This window comes from Gordonia sp. NPDC003429 (genome assembly GCF_053588575.1).
This window is the reverse complement of the sequence record NZ_JBSFQF010000010.1, coordinates 127,817-144,208: the sequence shown is the minus strand read 5'-3', so window position 1 is coordinate 144,208 and position 16,392 is coordinate 127,817. Positions and strand designations below refer to the sequence as shown.

Here is a 16,392-nt window from a genome sequence, read left to right as displayed (position 1 = left end):
CAAGGTGTGTGATTCATGGCCGAGCGACCTTCCTGGGAAACCGACGAACTGACGGCCCTGCGTGATCTCGCCCGCAGTTTCTGCGAGAAGGAGATCGCGCCCAACACCGAGAAGTTCATCGCGCAGCACCACGTCGACCGTGACCTGTGGACCAAGGCCGGCGACCTCGGGCTGCTGTGCATGTCGATCCCGGAGGAGTACGGGGGCGGGGGCGGTACCTTCGCGCACGAGGCGGTACTGATCGAGGAGCAGGCGCGTATCGCCGATTCGTCGTGGGGCGCCAGCCTGCACAACGGGATCATCGCCCACTACCTGCTCGCCTACGGGTCGGAGGAGCAGAAGAACACCTGGCTGCCCAAGATGGCCTCGGGTGAGGTGGTCGGCGCCATCGCCATGACCGAACCGGGCACGGGTTCGGATCTGCAAAGCGTCAAGACCAAGGCGATCCGCGAGGGTGACGAGTACGTGATCGACGGCTCGAAAACCTTCATCACCAACGGCGGCCAGGCCGATCTCATCATCGTCGTGGCGAAGACCGATGTCAGCGAAGGCGCCAAGGGCATCTCGCTGGTGCTCGTCGAAGCCGACCGCCCGGGATTCCGTCGTGGACGGGTGCTCGACAAGGTCGGTCAGCGCGGTCAGGACACCTCGGAACTGTTCTTCGACGGTGTGCGGGTACCCGTGACGAACCTCCTCGGCGCCGAGGAGGGGCAGGGCTTCATCCAGCTCATGCAGCAACTCCCGCAGGAACGGCTGATCATCGCGGTGGCCTCGGTGGCGGGGATGGAGACCGCACTGGCGCAGACGATCGCTTACACCAAGGAGCGCGAAGCCTTCGGCCGGCCGATCTTCGCGTTCCAGAACACCAAATTCAAACTCGCCGAGGCCGCCACCGAAACCCGCATCGCGCGGGTCTTCGTCGACGACTGCCTCACCAAACACCTCAAAGGCGAACTCGACATCCCGACGGTGGCCATGGCCAAGTGGTGGACCAGCGACCGCGCGATGGTCGTCGCCGACGAGTGCCTGCAACTCTTCGGCGGGTACGGCTACATGAACGAGTATCCGATCGCGCGGATGTGGGCGGACAACCGCGTGCAGAAGATCTACGCCGGGACCAACGAGATCATGAAGGAGATCATTGCCCGTTCCCTGTGAGGGTTCGGTACATTCCTTGTGATCGTGCCGACGGGCATGGAGATCACCGAGGAGCAGATCGTGGGTAGCCGCAGACTGGGCAGCGTAGTCCCCGCCGTTGCGGTCACCATGCTGCTGATCGCCGGTTCCGTGGCGCTCGTCGGGCCGGCGCACGCCGCACCGTCCGCCGACGACCTGCCCAGTTCGGGGTGTATCGCTGACGGTGCGCCCCGCCTCAAGCCGGGTCCGGTCGACCCGCGGGACCTCATCCCCACGGTGCCCGACCGGATCGGCATTCCGCTGCCGTATCCCAAGATCGTTCCGGTACCCGAGCCCGAGTCGGCGCCCAAGCCGCCGGTACGGATTCCGTCGGAGTTGCCGCCGAAGAATCCGTGCACCGATCCGTGTCCCGACCTGACCGATCCGCCCAAGCCGAAGCCCGGTGCCGGCGGACCCGCGTTGAGCATCGAGTTCCCGAAGATCACCTTCGATCCGAGTCCGATCGTGATCCCGGTGCCGGTTCCCAACCCGAATCCCGCCCCGATTCCGCCACCGCCGCCCGCGGCGACACCGGGCATCGATCCGGGACCGGTCTCGGCGAAACCAGCGCCGCCGCGGGTGGGGCCCGTGTCCTGGGTGTCGACCGTCACCGGACGGGGATCGACGAGCCGGACCGACAAACGCTGGCAGGTCCAAGGCACCGACCTGGGCATCATGTGGGAATCCAAACCCGGTCAGATCGCCATCGCCTTCGGCGACAGTTTTGGCCGCAACTTCCGTCCGCCGGGCGCAAACGGCGGCGACTGGCGCAGCAATGTGCTGGGATTCAGCTCCGACAAGAAGCTTTCCGACGGCCTGTCCATCGACACGATGGTGCAGGACAGCCGGTGTCACGCCGCGGAGGTGCTCTCGGCACGGCACGTCGAGCGATACGAGATGACGACCATCCCCACCTCGGGTTTCGCGATCGGCGACCGCCAGTACATGAGCTACATGTCGGTGCGCACCTGGGGTCCGATCCCCGGGGTATGGCTGACCAACTACGGCGGCCTGGCCTACTCCGACGACGGCGGTTCGACGTGGACCAAGGACCCCTGGGCGCGATGGGACAACCTCTTCGGCACCAGCCAATTCCAGGTGTCGTCGATGGTCCCGCAGGGTGACTACGTGTACATGTTCGGAACCCCCAACTCGCGGATCGGCTCCGTCGGTCTGGCCCGGGTGCCCAAGGCGGACGTGCTGAACAAGACGGCCTATCAGTACTGGCGGGACGGACAGTGGGTGCCGGCGCGCGACGGCAATGCGGCCTCCGTGCTCTTCGCCGGTCCGACCGGCGAACTGTCGGCGCGCTACGACGAGGCCTCGAAACTCTGGCAGCTGAGCTACCTGGACTCGCTTCGCGGTGCGATCGTGTTACGCACGGCGCGTTCGCCGCAGGGACTGTGGTCCGAACCGGCCGAATTGGCCCAGTCGGGTCGCTACAACCAGCTCTACGGTGGATTCCTGCACCCGTGGTCGACCGACCGTGACCTCTATTTCACGATGTCCACGTGGGCGCAGTACAACGTGTCACTGATGCACGTCCGCCTGTACTGAGACCTCAGCCCCGCAGCGGTTCACGTCCCGCCGAGTTCGGGTGGCGAAGCAGTTTCGGTGGCATTCGCCAGCAGGAGCCCCACGGTTGCCTGCGCGATCCTGTCGCAGATCGCACGATTCCGAATATTCAAGTACGACAGGGTGATTCCGTCGACCGCAGCCACGATGAGCGGTGAGAGTTCTTCGACCGGCGACTGCCATTGCACCTCGCATTGCGCTGCGGCGAGCGCAAGTGCCTCGGCGATCCCCTCGTAGTAGCGGTAGTACATCTCCGCACCGAGCCGGGCCAGACCCGTGGTTTGCCGGGCGTATTGGTTCAGCGAGATCAGGGCCTGCGTGCGTTCGGGGTCGGCGGCGATCCCGTCGATGTAGCCGGCGAACGAGGTTCGCAGGATCCTTTCGACACCGTCGAGTCCGTGTGCGTCGTCGTGACCGGCGACGTCGAAAGCGGCACTCACGGAATCGAACTCACGAGCGATGCCGTACTCGACGAGAGCTGCGAGCAACGCGTCGCGCGACTCGAACACGTAGTGAAACGTCGACAGGGTCATCCCGGCCTCAGCGCAGATGGCCCGGGTGGTGGCACCATCGACGCCGTTGTGCGCGATCACGGTGAACGCGGCGTCGAGGAGGAATTGGCGGCGGTCTGCCACCGGCATTCTGCTCATGGGCCCTTTCATCGATCTCGCCTGTCTCCCAAGGGTACCCGGGAAGCTATTGGGCGACGGCGCTGAGCAGTGCGAGCTTCTCGTGGCTGTCGGTGCCCGGCACGGCGGTGTACACCAGCAGCGAGTGAGCCGACGCCGGATCCTGCAGCAGCTGGCATTGCACCTCGATGACACCCAACTCGGGGTGCAGGATCCGTTTCTCGGTGTCGGTGAGGGCCGTGGCGACGTCGTGGCGCAGCCACAGCCGCCTGAACTCCTCGCTTCGAGTCATCAGCGCCTCGGCGATCTCGGCGGCCCGTGACCCTTGGCCGTCGCGGGTGGCGGCGGCACGCAGGCGCGAGGTGTGGGCCCGCGAGTGCAGGTCGTGATCCTCGGGGAGGAACCTGGCGCGCGTGGTCTCCTCGGTGAACCAGCGGTAGGCGATGCTGCGCCGCAGACCCGTCAGCGAGAGTTCGTCACCGACGAGGGCGACGGCCATGGGCGTTTGCATGAGGGTTTCGCCCGCACCGTTGACGACCATCGCCGGGGTGTCGCGCAGCCGGTCGAGGATACGCATCATGCCGGGGCTGACATGGTCGTCGCGGCCCTTGCGGTCGGGAGTGTTCTGACCGGCCAGCCGGAAGAGGTGATCACGTTCGTCGAGGCCCAGATGCAGCGCCTGCGCGATCGCCGCCAGCATCGACTCGGACGGATGCGGTCCGCGCTGTTGTTCGAGCCGACTGTAGTAGTCGGTCGACATCCCGGCCAGCATCGCCACTTCCTCGCGTCGCAGCCCGCTGGTTCTCCGGCGCGCTCCGGCGGGCAACCCGACGTCCGCGGGCTGCAGTGCCTCGCGACGTCTGCGGAGAAAGTCGGCGAGCCCGGATCGGTCCGCCCTCACCGGCAGCTACAGGAGAGCGGCAACAGCGCTGGGCGCGATGTGTGGGGTGTCATGGCCTCCACTGTGGCCGATGTTGCCCGCACGAACCAGGGATCGCCGGTCCGTGGATAAGGACTGCCTGGTAGACGCCGCGCCGCGGCCGTCTACTGGAAACACAGACAGAAGTCAGCCGACACAGGGAGAACATCATGAACATGAGCGGGAACACCATCTTCATCCCGGGTGCGACGTCGGGCATCGGTCTCGGCCTGGCCCGGAGACTGCACGCGCAGGGCAACACGGTCATCGTCGGTGGTCGGCGTGCGGAGTTGCTCGGTCAGATCGCAGAAGAGAACCCGGGACTCGAGACGGTCCGCATCGACACCACCGACGCCGAGGACGTGGCGCGGGTGAGTCGCTCGGTGATCGAGCGGTTTCCGGAGGTCAACGTGCTGATCGCGATGGCAGGGATCATGCGCGGTGAGGACCTCACCGACCCGGGCTTCCTCGATACGGCGGTCGCGGAGGTCGAGACCAACATCCTGGGGCCGCTGCGACTGATCGCGGCCTTCACCGAACATCTCGCCGCCACGCCGGACGCGACGATCATCACGGTGTCGTCGGGTCTGGCGTTCACACCGATGGCCGGCACCCCGACCTACTGCGCCACCAAGGCGGCGATCCACACGTTCACCGAGAGTCTGCGCATGCAGCTGTCGGGGAGCGGCGTCACCGTTCTCGAACTGGTGCCCCCGGCCGTACAGACCCACCTGATGCCGGGTCAGGCCGAGGCGCAATGGGCGATGCCGCTCGACGACTTCCTCGACGAGGTCATGTCGCTGCTGCCGTCGGCCGACCGGGAAATCCTCGTCGAACGCGTCAAGCCGCTGCGATACTCCGAGGTCTCCGGCGATCACGACGAGCTGATGGGCACTCTCGCGCACCTCGGATGACTGTTACTTGCGGTCCTTGATGATCTTCTTGACCTCGTCCGCATCCACGTTCTTTGCGACGAGTTTGCCGGACTTCGACTTACGGACCGAATACTGGCCCTTCTTCTTACCCGGCGCCACGTGAAGATCCACTTTCTTGGCTGCCTTGTTGAGTTCTTCGAGCACGGCTGCAGATAGTAGAGCATCAAGGTGAACAGCAGTTTTCTGCACGAGCGAGCCCACGGTCGCGGCTACAGCGAGAGGACAAGTCGCCGGATGGGGAGGAAACCCGACGGCTCAAACGGATGGTGCCCCACCTGCTTTTCGCAGGTGGGGCACCATTTCCCTCTCGGGGTGAGCGACGGGACTCGAACCCGCGACAGCCAGGATCACAACCTGGTGCTCTACCAACTGAACTACGCTCACCATCGGCGTCGAAAACCCGGGGTTGTTCACCGGGCTCGCGAGCCAAGGACATACTCTAGCCGGTCTGGACCGTCGAACTCCAATCGATTGTCTGACCGGCGGGTCAGGCGGGTCCGAGCTCTTCGACGATCTTGCCGAGCGCGTCGACGTCGGGGCCGGGGGAGGCGACGAACGCGGCGGCCCGGTAATAACGGAGTTCGCGAATCGACTCACGGATGTCGGCGAGCGCGCGGTGTGAGAGGCCCTTCTCCGGCTGGTTGAAGTAGATGCGCGGATACCAGCGGCGACACAACTCCTTGATGGAACTGACGTCGACCATCCGATAGTGCAGATAGGTATCGAGTTCGGGCATGTCGCGGGCGATGAAACCGCGGTCGGTGGCGATCGAGTTCCCCGCGAGGGGTACCGCGCCCGGAGTGGTGACGTGCGCACGGATGTAGTCGAGCACCATCTTCTCCGCTTCGGCCACCGTGACCGTCGACCGGCGGACCTCCTCGGTCAGGCCAGAGTCGGCGTGCATCTTGGTCACCACATCGGGCATGGAGTCCAAGGCGTCGTCATCGGCATGGATCACCACGTCGACGCCGTCGCCGAGGATGTTCAGGTCACCGTCGGTGACCAGCGCCGCGATCTCGATCAGCTTGTCCTTGTCGAGATCGAGTCCGGTCATCTCGCAGTCGATCCACACCAGTTTGTCTTGCACCCGTCAACCTTAGCCAACGGGTGACGTGGGACTATTCTCTGCTCTGTGACAGATCCCAAGGATGCCGCTGCGACGATTGCCGCCGGCTATGAGTTCACAACACCGTCACTGGAATTGGGCACCGTCTCGGTGGATGGTCAGGTCGATCCATCGGCCAAGGTGCGGATTCCGCTCGCGATGATGAATCGCCACGGATTGGTCGCCGGGGCCACAGGTACCGGTAAGACCAAGACCCTGCAGCTGATCGCCGAACAGCTCTCGGCCAACGGTGTACCGGTGGTGATGGCCGACATCAAGGGTGACGTGTCGGGGATCAGCCGTCCGGGTGAGGTCAACGACAAGATCACCTCGCGCGCGCAGCAGACCGGCGACGACTGGGCGCCCACCGCGTTTCCGGTCGAATTCGTGTCGCTCGGCGACGGCGGGATCGGCGTCCCGGTCCGGGCCACGATCACCTCGTTCGGCCCGATCCTGCTCAGTAAGGTGCTCGGACTCAACGACACCCAGGAGTCGACGCTGGGGCTGATCTTCCACTGGGCCGATTCCAAGGGGTACGCGCTGCTCGACCTCAAGGATCTGCGCCAGGTGATCACCTACCTGACCGGCGACGAGGGAAAACCCGAACTCAAGGGCATCGGCGGGGTGTCGACACAGACCGCCGGGGTCATCCTGCGCGCCGTGACGAATCTCTCCGCCGCCGGCGGCGACACCTTCTTCGGTGAACCCGAACTCGACCCCGCCGACCTGTTGCGGTTGGACTCCGACGGCCGGGGCCGCGTGACACTGTTCGAACTCGGCGCACAGGCGGCCAATCCGGTGCTGTTCTCGACGTTCCTGATGTGGATTCTCGCCGACTTGTTCCAGGTTCTCCCCGAGGTGGGCGACATCGACAAGCCCAAACTGGTGTTCATCTTCGACGAATCGCATCTGCTGTTCAACGACGCCTCCAAGGCGTTCGTCGCCCAGGTGGTGCAGACGGTGAAGTTGATCCGGTCGAAGGGCGTCGGGGTGTTCTTCTGCTCGCAGCTGCCGACCGACATCCCCGACGAGGTGCTCTCCCAGCTCGGCGCGCGCATCCAGCATGCCCTGCGCGCCTTCACCCCCAACGACCAGAAGGCGCTGACCAAGACGGTCAAAACCTATCCGGTCTCCGACGTCTACAAGCTCGACCAGGCCCTCACCTCGCTGGGTACCGGTGAGGCCATCGTGACCGTGCTCTCCGAGAAGGGGGCGCCCACCCCGGTGGCCTGGACGCTGGTGCGTGCGCCCCGGTCGTCGATGGACGCCGTTCCGTCGGCCGACATCACTGACCACGCAAGAGGCAGTGACCTCTACCGCAAGTACGGCGAGCGGATCGATCGTGAATCGGCCTACGAAAAGCTCATCGAGAAAACGCTCGCACCTCAGGAGTCCCCCGACGCGCCGCCCCCGCCGATGCCGGCACCCACACCGCCGCCCCCGCCCGAAGAGCCGGGCATGGTGACCGAGATCCTGACGAGCGAACCCATGCAGCGATTCCTGCGGAACGCGGCGGGTGAGGCGGGCCGCCAGTTCAGCCGGGCGATGTTCGGCACCGGCCGCCGGCGCCGCTGAGTAGAGGCGCTCGTCTTACGAGCCTTCACCCAGCTTCCGGTAGAAGGTGCCGACGATGGGTGCGAGCACCGCGCGCGGGGTGTACCCACCGGCCACCGACATGGCCTTCGACAGCGGACCCGGAACCACGCGCATCTTGTTGTGCTGCAACGCATCCAGGCTCATCTGTGCAACCTTGTCGCTGTCGTGCCACAGAAATCCGGGAACCATCCTGTCCACCACCGAGGCGTCCTCGGCCGACGGCGTCCCGGTGCGGACCGGACCCGGGGCGAGCAGCGTGACGTGCACGCCCTGCCCGCCGACCTCGCCGCGGAGCGACTCGCTGAAGGTGTTGACGAACGCCTTGGTGGCGGCGTACGTGGCGTTGTGGGGGATCGGCATGTTGCCCGCGGCCGAACCGACCATGAGGATGCCGCCCGAGCCGCGCGCCACCATCTGCGGCAACACGGCCAGCGTCAGGTCGTGCACGGCGTTGACGTTCAGTCTCACCTGAGCGCGTTCGTAGTCGGCATCGAGGTCGGCGAGGGGGCCGAAGGTCGCGATGCCCGCGTTGTTGCACAGGATCGAGATCTCGCGCGATTCCAGTTCGGCGGCAAGGACCGCCACCGCCGTCAGGTCGGAGAGGTCGGTGGGCCGCACCTCCGCGGTGACCTGATGTGCGGTACGCAGATCGGCGGCGAGATCCTCGAGGATCTCGCCGCGCCGTGCCACCAGGACCAGCGAGTGACCGCGCCGGGCGAGTTCTGTGGCCAGGGCCATTCCGATGCCGGAGGAGGCGCCCGTGACCACGGCACGGGCAGAGGGCGACGGTGCGGGAACTGCCATGCCAGACATCGTAAACCGGGAGCCGAGCCCGCCCGCCGTGCCGTCAGACGAGGCCGGCGGCCACCTCGGTGCCCTGCCTGATCGCGCGTTTCGCATCCAACTCGGCGGCGAGGTCGGCGCCGCCGATGACATGGGTCCGCACTCCGGCCAGGGTCAGCGGATCGACGAGGTCGCGCACCGACTCCTGCCCCGCGCATAGCACGATGTTGTCGACCTCGAGGAGTCGCGTCTCGGTCACCGCACCGTCGGCATCATGGAAGCTCAGATGCAGCCCGCGGTCGTCGATCAGATCGTAGGTGGCGCCCGAGATCTGGTGGACGCCCTTCATCTTCACGCTGGCCCGATGCACCCAGCCGGTGGTCTTGCCCAGACCCTTACCCTGCCCGCCGGGCTTGCGTTGCACGAGGTAGACCTCGCGCACCGCTGGGAGCGGTCGCGGCTTGGTGACGAAACCGGGCTTGTCCAGATCCTCGCTGACACCCCATTCCTGTTCCCATTCTTTGAGATTCAGGGTCGGCGACTCGTCGACGGTGAGGAATTCGGTGACGTCGAAGCCGATGCCGCCCGCGCCGATCACCGCGACCCGCTTGCCGATCTCGCGGCGACCGAGCACGGCGTCGGCGTAGGTCATGACCATCGGGTGTTCGATCCCGGGGATCACCGGAATGCGGGGGGCCACGCCGGTGGCGATGACCACGTCGTCGTAGCCTGCGTCGACGAGTGTCGCCGCATCGACCCGGGTGTCGGGGTGCACGCGCACGCCGTGGATCTCGAGCTGGCGGGTGTAGTACCGCAGCGTCTCGGCGAACTCCTCCTTGCCGGGAATCCTTGCCGCGATGGAGAATTGGCCGCCGATGCTCGGGCCTGCCTCGTAGAGGTCGACGCGGTGTCCGCGTTGCGCCGCGGCCACCGCCGCCGACAGTCCCGCCGGGCCGGCGCCGACCACCGCCACGGAGCGCGCACGGCGGGTCGCACCGAGGGTGAGGGTGGTTTCGCGACCGGCCCGCGGATTGAGCAGGCACGAGACCTTCTTCCCGACGAAGGCATGGTCGAGGCAGGCCTGATTGCAGCCGATGCACGTGTTGATCTCGTCGGCCCGCCCGGTTTGCGCCTTGGCGGCGAAATCGGGGTCGGAGAGCAGCGGTCGGGCCATCGAGATGGCGTCCACCCGACCACGTTGCAGGATCGTCTCGGCGAGTTCCGGGGTGTTGATGCGGTTGCTGGCGATCAGCGGTATCGACACCTCGTCGCGCAGTCGTTCGGTGAACTTGACGAACGCGCCGCGCGGTACCGATGTGACGATGGTGGGGATCGTGGCCTCGTGCCAGCCGATGTCGGTGTTGATGGCGTTCACACCGAGTTCTTCGGCCTTGCGGGCCATCAGTGCGATCTCGTCAAAGGTCTGGCCGTCCTTGACGAAATCGGCGATCGACTGACGCAGGATCACGGGGTAGTCGCGAGGCACCCGGCGGCGGATCTCGGTGATCACCTCGACGAGGAATCGCTGCCGGTTCTCGGTGCTGCCACCCCAACGGTCGGTGCGGTCGTTGGTGTGTGGGCAGAGGAACTGATTGATCAGATAGCCCTCCCCGCCCATGATCTCGATCGCGTCGTAGCCCGCGCGGCGTGCAAGGTGTGCCGCACGACCATAGGAGGCGATGACGTGCCGGATGACGGGTTCGGTCATCCGCAGGTGTTTGAACGGGTGGATCGGTGAGGGGGCGCTTCCCGGGGCCACCTTGATCGGCGTATAGCCGTAGCGCCCGGCGTGCAGGAGTTGCAGGGCGATCCTGCCGTGCGCCCGGTGGACCGAACGGGTGATGCGCTGATGGCGTTTCACGTCGACGAGATTGGTCATCTTGCCCGCGAAGGGCAGGAGTAGACCGCTGCGGCTGGGTGCGAAGCCGCCGGTCACGATCAGCCCGACACCGCCGCGGGCGCGCTCGGCGTAGTACGCGGCAAGTTTGTCGGTGTCCCAGATCCTGTCTTCGAGACCGGTGTGCATCGACCCCATCACGAGTCGATTCGGCAGCGTCATCCCGCCGATCCGCAGCGGCTCGAAGATGTGGGGGTAGTGCGGATTGGGTTGTGCCGAAGGCGAATGCGCGGATGGGGCTGGCATCGGGGCACTCCTTGCTGATCGAAGGGTTGGTGGTCGGGGTGTCGCAGCGATCCGTGAGGTCGCTGTGGTCTGTTCAGCTCGTGCCTGTCTGGAGTTCGCCGGTCAGGGCGGCGATGACCTCGTCGCACCAGTCGATGAAGCCTTGTTCGATGCGGACTCCACCGCGCAACACGAGGTAGCGGTGCAGGCGGCGACCGGTCAGCGCCTCGGGATCGGGAAAGTCGTCCCGCTCGAAGGATCGATACAGGTCCAGGCGGGCGCGATGGAGGTCGCGGTGTCGGCGCATCTCGGTGATGAGGTCGGGGAGATCGCCGAGCGCCGCGGCGCGGATCTTGACCCCGAGGTCGTCGCGCAATTGCTGAATCGGGGTGGGGGAGTTGACCCAGTGACGCAGTGCGTCGCGACCGGCGGCGGACAGTGTGTAGACCTTTTTGTCGGGTCTGCCCTCCTGAGCGACCGGCTCGTAGCTCACCAAGCCGTCGGCGTGCAGTTTCCCGAGGGTGCGATAGATCTGCTGATGGGTAGCCGACCAGAAGTAGCCGATGGACCTGTCGAACTGACGGCCGATCTCGTAACCGGTGCCGGGACGTTCCGACAACGAGACCATGATCGCGTGCTCCAAAGCCACCACCGGAACCTACAATGCAACCACGCACTATGCAACAGTGTGCATAGTGCGTTGTCGGGTTCTCGGAGGTGCTGGTCAGTAGCTCCAGCCCCATTCCCATCGCCGCAGGCGGGGATTCCAGACACGCCGGCGGCGGCGCCGGCGGGGCGGCTGTGCAGGTCCCTGGGGTGGCTTGGCCCCTTGCTGGCCGTTCGGCTGCTGTCCGGGTTGCATCTGAGTCTCCTTCGGTGATGGCCGACCTCGTTGCCGACACGATGAACGTTAGGGACCGCACCTTGGTGGCGGCTGGACTGAATCTGCGTGCTGCCTGTCAGCGCAAAGGTTCAGGCCAAGAAGAGGTTTCGATCGTCCGGTGAGGTCGCAACCCGGGTCGGCGGCACGCGCGAGCGGCCGACGTATCGCACACTGTGGTGATGGGAACACCAGTCGAGAAGCCTCGCGGTCCGCTGTCGTGGACCTTGGTCGGCGAGAACACGGTGATCGGACCCGGCGAGCGGCTGTCGTGGCCGAAGACCATAGGGATCGGGTTGCAGCACGTGGTCGCGATGTTCGGCGCCACATTCCTCGTTCCGGTGCTGACCGGGTTCCCGCCCGCCACGACGCTGCTGTTCTCCGGCATCGGCACGGTGTTGTTCCTGATCATCACCGGCAACCGGTTACCGAGCTACCTCGGTTCCAGTTTTGCGATCATCGCTCCGGTTCTGGCCGCCACCGCGTCGCACGGCATGTCCTCGGCGCTGGGCGGCATCGTGGTGGTGGGCGCACTGCTCGTCGTGATCGGCGTGATCGTGCACTTTGCCGGTATCGGGTGGATCGAGGCGCTGATGCCGCCCATCGTCACCGGCACGATCGTCGCGCTGATCGGACTCAACCTCGCTCCGACGGCCAAGACGAACTTCGAGAAGCAGCCGGTGATCGCGACCGTGGTGCTGGTGCTCCTCGTTCTCTCGATTGCGCTGTTCCGTGGCCTGCTCGGCCGTCTGGCCATCGTGTTCAGTGTCGTCGTGGGTTATCTGCTGGCGCTCGCGTTGGGCGACGTGGACACCAGCGCGATCGGCTCGGCGGGCTGGGTGGGGCTGCCCACCTTTCACGCGCCGTCGTTTCATCTGTCGGTGATCCCGACGTTTCTCCCGGTGGTGTTGGTGCTGCTGGTGGAGAACATCGGGCACGTGAAATCGGTGAGCATGATGACCGGCGTCGACTACGACAGGCGTATCGGTCGCGCGCTGGCCGCCGATGGCATCGCCACCATGCTCGCCGGTAGCGGCGGCGGGTCGGCGACCACCACCTACGCCGAGAACATCGGCGTGATGGCGGCCACCAAGGTCTACTCCACCGCCGCCTACTGGGTTGCTGCGCTGGCCGCGATCCTGCTCGGGCTGTGTCCGAAGGTCGGTGCGGTGATCGCGGCGGTGCCCGCGGGCGTGCTCGGTGGGGTGACCACCGCGCTGTACGGTCTGGTCGGCATCATCGGCGTGCACATCTGGGTGACCAATCGCGTCGACTTCGCCAAGCCGATCAACCAGTTCACCGCGGCGATACCGCTGGTGATCGGTATCGCCGACTTCTCTTGGACCATAGGCGATCTCAGCTTCGGCGGTATCGCGCTCGGTGCCATCGCGGCATTGCTCATCTACCACTCGATCCGGCTGATCGGCGGGTGGCGCGGTACCGCGGGGGTCAGGGAAGGCTGAGTGGCAGGTCGGGGATCGGAAAGGGATATTTCCGACGTAGCAGTTGATCACGCAACTGTTCGGCTGCCTCCTTGGCGAGTTCCTCGGCGGTTTTCCCCAACTGCTCCGGGGTGAGGTGATCCCTGACGAACTGACCGCCGTTGACCGTCACCGGGTCGTCGCTGATCCGATGGACATACGGTGTCGGCCGATCGCCCTGGATGACCTCGACGATATTCCGGAATGCGGTGGAGTTGCGGTCGTTGAAGTACTCCCCGTGCGAGCCGGCGCCGGCCACGAGTCCGCGGTGTTCGGGCGACTCGCCGCTGTAGAACCCGGTGTCGAGCCGGGTGACCCCGGGTGTGTTGTCGGGATCGCCCCCGTGCGGGTTGTGGGGAAATGACTGCACGCCCTGGATGATGTCGCCGGGAGGCGTCAGCGAGTACCGCTCGACGTTCGGGTTGGCGTCGTTCCAGGGGGCGTCGAAGATGCCGGTACCCGCCGACGATGCGTACACCACGCGGTCGGCTCGCAACCCGAGTTGCTCGGCCGTGCCCAACGCCGATCCGCCGTACGAATGACCGATGTAGGTGGTTTTCGCGTCGGGCGCGTTCTCGTCCAGCTCGGTGTCGAGTTCGTGGCCGAATGCGACGAGTTTCGGTGCGAGGTCGAGGGCGAAGCGCGTGTTGAACGCGGAGTCCGATAGCGCATGCTGTTCGCCGCTCTGGTCTCCGAATGACCGCGGATCAAGCCGCCGCAGCGGTTCTTCCCACCCGATGTTCTGTGGCAAGTCGCCGTCGGCAAAGACGAACACGGGTGCGCCCGACAAATGGGCGAGGTTCCAGCCGGCCTCGTAGTTCTGGTTACTGCGGTCGAGGTTGGTGCCCGTGCCGGGGATGTAGACGGCAGCGTTCTTGGTGTTGCGATCGATCCTGCCGATCATCTCCACCCACCGTCCGTTGGTGGTGTTGCGGAAGCTGATGAAGGTCCGTTCCACCAGAAGGTCGTCGGCGCTGTCGGTGCCAGGGATCTGGCCTGGACGGTCGGCCTGGGGCGTGCGATGGGGATCGCTGCGCTGCCGCAACATGTCTCGCAACACCGCCGCACGTCGGTCGCCCGCAGGCGTGTGTTTGCTCTCCTCGTCGTGCAGCGCGTTGCGGATGTTGATCTCGTTCGCGTCGATGCGCAGCGTGAACGGCACCCCGTCCATATTCCCGATTGCGTCGGGATCGGCCTGCATCACCCGTCGCTGGTCCTGCTCACTGAGTTGCTCGAGATATGCCCGTCGTTCGTCGGGCGTCATGCCCGTCAGCATGCGGACCACGTCGTCGGGATCGGCCTTGCGCCCATCCGGGAGCGTCACGTCGGGCTGGCCGTTGATCATCGCGGCGAGGTCGGTGCGCAGTGCCTCGAGGCGGTCGCCGTAGAGCCGATCGAACTCCTCGATGGTGTCGAGGCCGGCCTGAATCCGCGTCTCCAGTGTGTCGGCGTCCTCGTTCTTGGCGGCGTCGGTGTGGGTCACGGTGCCCGTGTCGGAGACGGTGAATCCAGCGAGTGTGGCCGAATCCACTTCCCGCAGAACATAATCGCGAGCGAACGTGAGGTCGGCGCCGGCATCCTTGGCTTCGTCGGCGATCTGCTGGAGCACATTGCGGACCTCGTCGGCGTGATCGTGTTCCTGCGTGACCTTGAGTTGCGCCGCGCTGTGGGTCTGCCCCTTCCAGGTATCCGGCTGGTCCATCGCCGTGGTGACAGACGTCAGGGCGCTGTCGAGTGTGTTGGCAGCGGTTTGCGCCGTGTCTCCGGCGCCGGACATGGAGTGCGTATCCCAGTCGCGGAGCTGTGTGATGGTGGGGCGCATCAGCGTTCGGCCATCCGGTCGAAGCGGCCCGCGGAGGCGGTGTCACTGTCGACGCTGCTCGAGACGAAGTGGGAGAGCACGGTCGCCATGTCGTCGATGCGGTCGCGGATGGACGTGGTCGCGTCGTGCGCGGGTGTGGCGCACCCGCGCAACGCGGCCATCACATCGCTGGCGTCGCCGTGCACGTCGCGCATCCCGGCGAACTCCAGTGATCCGACAGTTCGCCCCTGCTCACGCCACGTGCGCACCACCTGATCGAGTTCGGACGGGGTGACGTCGAACAGGGTGTTGAACTGAGGGTTCGCGGGTCGGGTGGGACCGGGCACAAAGGGCAGTACGGGGAACGGGAACACTCCCGACAGCGGAAGCGGTAGCGGTGGCGACATGACATCTCCGATGCGTGGATGACGGCCCCGGGCGGGGTGCCGGGTGTAAGTCCGACGCATCGATCGCCATCTGGTTCCGCCGTTTCCCACAGGGCGCGTGCCGCGTCGCACTGCCAGGTCACGCGACACCGCGCCGGTAGGCAGGAGAATGACCGCGCGTGCGTTCCACGGAGTTGGGTGATGCCGGCGAACTTGGGTGCCGCAGCACCCAAGTTCTCCGATTCGACCCAACTTCCGCCGGGTGTGGCATCGGCCGGACGAACCATCACAGTGCCCCCGGCAGGATTCGAACCTGCGACCTAGGGATTAGAAGGCCCTTGCTCTATCCATCTGAGCTACGGAGGCGTGCCCGGCGGTGAGTCCGCCGAGCGTGGCGAGTATAGCCCGCAGCCGTCGAATCCAGTTATCCACAGGCGATCGCGGGCGTCGTGTGCCGCGTCGATTTCGGGTGATGCTGATCTGGTCGCGTACTCGCGCGGCATCAGAGGAGGAGGACCCGCGAATGTATGAAACCTATTCGACCGTCGTCGGGAGGGTGATCTCCGAGCCGCGGCACAACCGAACCGCCGGAGGCGACGAGGTGGTGAGTTTCCGCATGGTGAGCAACGCCCGTCGACGTGACCGCAACACGGGTGAGTGGGTCGACGGCCACACGCTGTATCTGACGGTCAGCTGCTGGCGTCGGCTCGCTGCGGGCGTGTCGGGGGCGATCGAGAAGGGCCGGCCGGTCATCGTCCACGGCCCGATCCGGACGAATGCCTACACCACCGCAGATGGCGAGAACCGTCAGGAGTTGGAGATGGTTGCCGAGTCGGTAGGCCTCGATCTTGCGCGATGCGTGGTCGAGTACCGCGGACGCGACGGGGTGGGCACGGTCGACCCGAATCCGGGCACGGTCGACCCGAATCCGGGCACGGTCGACGCGGATCCGGGCACGCTCGACGGGGGTGCTGCCGCGTGACGCCGACGGGTCCGAGCGCCGG

The 16,392-nt window shown here is 65.9% G+C and carries 15 protein-coding genes and 2 tRNA genes; 6 read left to right on the top strand and 11 right to left on the bottom strand.

Annotated elements, in window-relative coordinates; all coding sequences use genetic code 11:
• Positions 1 to 15 precede the first annotated feature (15 nt).
• Complete coding sequence (locus ACWDSI_RS13970; protein WP_449747546.1) at positions 16 to 1,158, top strand: acyl-CoA dehydrogenase family protein; 1,143 nt, start codon at positions 16 to 18, stop codon at positions 1,156 to 1,158.
• Positions 1,159 to 1,266: 108 nt separating this feature from the next.
• Complete coding sequence (locus ACWDSI_RS13965) at positions 1,267 to 2,733, top strand: DUF4185 domain-containing protein (RefSeq protein ID WP_449747575.1); 1,467 nt, start codon at positions 1,267 to 1,269, stop codon at positions 2,731 to 2,733.
• A gap of 20 nt (positions 2,734 to 2,753) precedes the next feature.
• Here the strand turns inward: ACWDSI_RS13965 and ACWDSI_RS13960 are convergent, their stop codons facing one another.
• Both ACWDSI_RS13960 and ACWDSI_RS13955 read right to left on the bottom strand, forming a co-directional pair.
• Positions 2,754 to 3,401: a TetR/AcrR family transcriptional regulator gene (locus tag ACWDSI_RS13960; RefSeq protein ID WP_449756870.1), complete on the bottom strand. Its 648-nt coding sequence runs from the start codon at positions 3,399 to 3,401 to the stop codon at positions 2,754 to 2,756.
• Between the two features lie 46 nt (positions 3,402 to 3,447).
• Positions 3,448 to 4,281, bottom strand: a complete 834-nt coding sequence (locus tag ACWDSI_RS13955; RefSeq protein ID WP_449747544.1) for a helix-turn-helix transcriptional regulator — start codon at positions 4,279 to 4,281, stop codon at positions 3,448 to 3,450.
• A gap of 188 nt (positions 4,282 to 4,469) precedes the next feature.
• On the opposite strand from ACWDSI_RS13955, the gene ACWDSI_RS13950 reads away from it, so the two are divergent.
• Complete coding sequence (locus ACWDSI_RS13950) at positions 4,470 to 5,213, top strand: SDR family oxidoreductase (RefSeq protein WP_449756869.1); 744 nt, start codon at positions 4,470 to 4,472, stop codon at positions 5,211 to 5,213.
• Positions 5,214 to 5,216: 3 nt separating this feature from the next.
• Here ACWDSI_RS13950 and ACWDSI_RS13945 read toward each other — a convergent pair whose 3' ends face one another.
• The 3 genes from ACWDSI_RS13945 to orn form a co-directional block, all read right to left on the bottom strand.
• Positions 5,217 to 5,378 carry a hypothetical protein gene (locus ACWDSI_RS13945; protein WP_449747542.1) on the bottom strand — a complete coding sequence of 54 codons (162 nt, stop codon included), beginning with the start codon at positions 5,376 to 5,378 and terminating at the stop codon, positions 5,217 to 5,219.
• A gap of 167 nt (positions 5,379 to 5,545) precedes the next feature.
• Positions 5,546 to 5,618 (bottom strand) — tRNA-His (locus tag ACWDSI_RS13940).
• Positions 5,619 to 5,721: 103 nt separating this feature from the next.
• The gene (gene orn / locus ACWDSI_RS13935; protein ID WP_449747541.1) at positions 5,722 to 6,321 is read right to left on the bottom strand and encodes an oligoribonuclease; all 600 of its coding nucleotides are present in this window, start codon (positions 6,319 to 6,321) and stop codon (positions 5,722 to 5,724) included.
• A gap of 45 nt (positions 6,322 to 6,366) precedes the next feature.
• Between orn and ACWDSI_RS13930 the strand changes: the two genes are divergently transcribed.
• Positions 6,367 to 7,914, top strand: coding sequence for a helicase HerA-like domain-containing protein (locus tag ACWDSI_RS13930; RefSeq protein WP_449756868.1), 1,548 nt, complete (start codon positions 6,367 to 6,369; stop codon positions 7,912 to 7,914).
• Positions 7,915 to 7,929: 15 nt separating this feature from the next.
• On the opposite strand, the gene cmrA is transcribed toward ACWDSI_RS13930, so the two are convergent.
• From cmrA to ACWDSI_RS13915, 3 genes are all read right to left on the bottom strand, one after another.
• Positions 7,930 to 8,739, bottom strand: coding sequence for a mycolate reductase (gene cmrA, locus ACWDSI_RS13925; protein WP_449756867.1), 810 nt, complete (start codon positions 8,737 to 8,739; stop codon positions 7,930 to 7,932).
• Positions 8,740 to 8,782: 43 nt separating this feature from the next.
• On the bottom strand, positions 8,783 to 10,861 hold the full coding sequence (locus ACWDSI_RS13920; protein WP_449756866.1) for an oxidoreductase: 2,079 nt from the start codon (positions 10,859 to 10,861) through the stop codon (positions 8,783 to 8,785).
• Between the two features lie 73 nt (positions 10,862 to 10,934).
• Positions 10,935 to 11,489 carry a PadR family transcriptional regulator gene (locus ACWDSI_RS13915; RefSeq protein ID WP_449747537.1) on the bottom strand — a complete coding sequence of 185 codons (555 nt, stop codon included), beginning with the start codon at positions 11,487 to 11,489 and terminating at the stop codon, positions 10,935 to 10,937.
• Positions 11,490 to 11,902: 413 nt separating this feature from the next.
• Here ACWDSI_RS13915 and ACWDSI_RS13910 point away from each other — a divergent pair, with 413 nt between their 5' ends.
• Complete coding sequence (locus ACWDSI_RS13910; RefSeq protein WP_449756865.1) at positions 11,903 to 13,183, top strand: uracil-xanthine permease family protein; 1,281 nt, start codon at positions 11,903 to 11,905, stop codon at positions 13,181 to 13,183.
• Here ACWDSI_RS13910 and ACWDSI_RS13905 read toward each other — a convergent pair.
• The 3 genes from ACWDSI_RS13905 to ACWDSI_RS13895 form a co-directional block, all read right to left on the bottom strand.
• A complete protein-coding gene (locus tag ACWDSI_RS13905; protein ID WP_449756864.1) occupies positions 13,170 to 15,023 on the bottom strand; it encodes a WXG100 family type VII secretion target in 1,854 nt (617 codons plus the stop codon). The genes ACWDSI_RS13910 and ACWDSI_RS13905 overlap by 14 nt on opposite strands.
• Positions 15,023 to 15,409, bottom strand: a complete 387-nt coding sequence (locus ACWDSI_RS13900) for a hypothetical protein (protein ID WP_449756863.1) — start codon at positions 15,407 to 15,409, stop codon at positions 15,023 to 15,025. The genes ACWDSI_RS13905 and ACWDSI_RS13900 overlap by 1 nt, the downstream gene beginning before the upstream one ends.
• Before the next feature lie 271 nt (positions 15,410 to 15,680).
• A tRNA-Arg gene (locus ACWDSI_RS13895) sits at positions 15,681 to 15,754 on the bottom strand.
• Between the two features lie 157 nt (positions 15,755 to 15,911).
• Between ACWDSI_RS13895 and ACWDSI_RS13890 the strand changes: the two genes are divergently transcribed.
• Positions 15,912 to 16,370: a single-stranded DNA-binding protein gene (locus tag ACWDSI_RS13890; protein WP_449756862.1), complete on the top strand. Its 459-nt coding sequence runs from the start codon at positions 15,912 to 15,914 to the stop codon at positions 16,368 to 16,370.
• Positions 16,371 to 16,392 lie beyond the last annotated feature (22 nt).